The sequence below is a fragment of the Methylobacterium symbioticum genome (assembly GCF_902141845.1).
In the GTDB taxonomy this organism is placed as follows: Bacteria; Pseudomonadota; Alphaproteobacteria; order Rhizobiales; family Beijerinckiaceae; genus Methylobacterium; species Methylobacterium symbioticum.
On sequence record NZ_CABFPH010000219.1, the window covers coordinates 1 to 2,003 of the forward strand.

1 protein-coding gene and 1 pseudogene are annotated in these 2,003 nt (G+C 55.5%); both read left to right on the plus strand.

Features of this window, described 5'->3' with window-relative positions; genetic code table 11:
• Positions 1–326 precede the first annotated feature (326 nt).
• Positions 327–947 (plus strand): hypothetical protein, encoded by a 621-nt coding sequence (locus MET9862_RS28905; protein ID WP_142586303.1) that lies wholly within the window; start codon positions 327–329, stop codon positions 945–947.
• A 734-nt stretch (positions 948–1,681) separates the two neighbouring features.
• Positions 1,682–2,003: pseudogene (locus MET9862_RS28915) on the plus strand (transposase); the annotation flags it as partial.

Sequence of the window (2,003 nt, forward strand, 5' to 3'; positions counted from 1 at the left end):
GATCCTCGCCCTCGATCTCGACCTGAGCCCGGCAGGCGCGCCCGTACTGGTTGGGTCGGCGCTCCCAGGAGCGGTGCTGACTGGCGCAGGACTGCGTGACCACACTCCTTTCCTCAATCAGGACCAATACCTGAGATCCAGACAGTAGCCACCGACGGCACAACTAGGTTGATCGCACCAGAGTGCCTGGAGATGAATAATGAATATCAATCGTCATAAGATACAGCCTGTGAGCTTTATCACATAAAACTTGGCTACTTCGTATATGATCCGATCGCGTGGCGTAACTTTTGCGCTCACGTAAATTACAAGGATTGGAGGCGAAAATGTCCGGCTTGAAGGAGTTCCTATCCAAAAACGGTATACGCACCAAATCTCATGGAGATGGTGTGCATATCGGTATTGCCCTTACCGAAGCTGCGGCAACGGGAATGGAGATCGCGCACGTAGGCGGCCATGGGGTAGGCGTACTAGGAGGCGGTGCACTTGCGGGATACGCTGGACTTGCCGCAAGCGTTGGAGGACCAATCATTGGCCTTGTCGGCGTAGGAATGGCTCTTGGATCTGGCTATGCCGAGGCTCGTGAGCTTGTGGAAAATGAGAATGTTGCATCGGGCTTTTCACAGGGTTTCGTAACAGGATTGCTTGGCTGGTCCGGAAAACAGGTCGCAGATCATTTTGGCCGAGGAAATGTCATAAAGATCAACAGCTTCGATGAAAGAACGGACGCAATCAGGGTCGAAGCATACAATAAGGGTCTCAAGACCGGATTTGTACTTGCGTCAAGTTTGATAGACAGTCAGAAAAAACAATTTCTGAAAGAAATCAAAACGGCTTCCAATGCTATCGCGCCGAGATCATGGAACGGCGACGAGAATAAAAACGCCCGTATTGGCTACGTGATAGAGCTATCATCCGGAGGACTTGGAAAACACTATATGCAGTGAATTCGATAGAATAATTTTATAGCTGTATTTAGTTGTTACTTGGAAAAGTTAGGTCTTTCGAAAGCCGACACCATAAGAATATATATTCTGCGCACCTCAATAATGGCTGTTGTGATAGTGGCAAGTAACTACCACCTAGAGCCGGCTCAGGTGACATTGAGCCGCGCTCCTTGAGACTGCTCTCGGAGCGCGGTCGAACAGGCTAACGATCCCGGCCTGCACGACCGGGCTATTTTAGCGAGCGGTTGCCTCGGCGATTACCTGGGAACTGGCAGATGATGCGGGGACGAGACGCGGCGTGGTCGTCAGCTCGGAGGCTGGACGCACGGATGCGGTAGCGCGAGCCTGCTCACGGTAGAGCGTCGGGGTGACGTCGACGTGCTCGCCTGCGGCGGCCGAACCGACGGTGGTGGCGGAGGCGATGGCAGCGAGGATGAAAGTTCGGACGGTCATGATCTTGATCCCTCTGGACCTTCAGGGCTGATGCCCCGCTTCGAGGGGTTATTTGCGTTGCAACGCATCATCATTCAAACAGATGCGCTTGATAGCCGACATCGACGTTATCGATGACCGTGGATGGGCTGAGGGGATCTGGGCAGTTCCTTTTTGCGCACCGATCGCAATGACCGGCGCAACCTTCCGGCAAGCCGACAGTCGTATGCCCCCAGTGACCTGACCGGCTGGCTTTGGACCGGGCTGATTGAGAGGATCAGCCAGGACCGGAGGAGTCGGACATGCGGCGAGGTCAGAAGACGAGCGCGGAGCAGGTCGTGCTGATGCTGCGCCAGATCGAGGTGCAGACAGCCCAGGGCAAGAACTTGGCGCTGGCTCAGCTAAGGAGGCAGAGATCTCCGAGCAGAGCGACTCACGCTGGCGCAAGGAGTACGGTGGCCTCCAGGTTGACCAGGCCAGGAAGATGAAAGACCTGAAGCGCGAGAACGCCCGGCTTCGTCGTCTGGTGGCCGATCTATCTTTGGAGAAGCAGGTGCTGGCGGACGTTGCCGCGGGAAACTTGTAGCCCCCGAGCGACGCCGGCAGGCGGTCGATGGCATCCGG

What these genes read in the sequence shown, in the direction of transcription:
- MET9862_RS28905 (WP_142586303.1), top strand. Translation starts at nt 327, where the DNA reads ATGTCCGGCTTGAAGGAGTTCCTATCCAAAAACGGTATACGCACCAAA.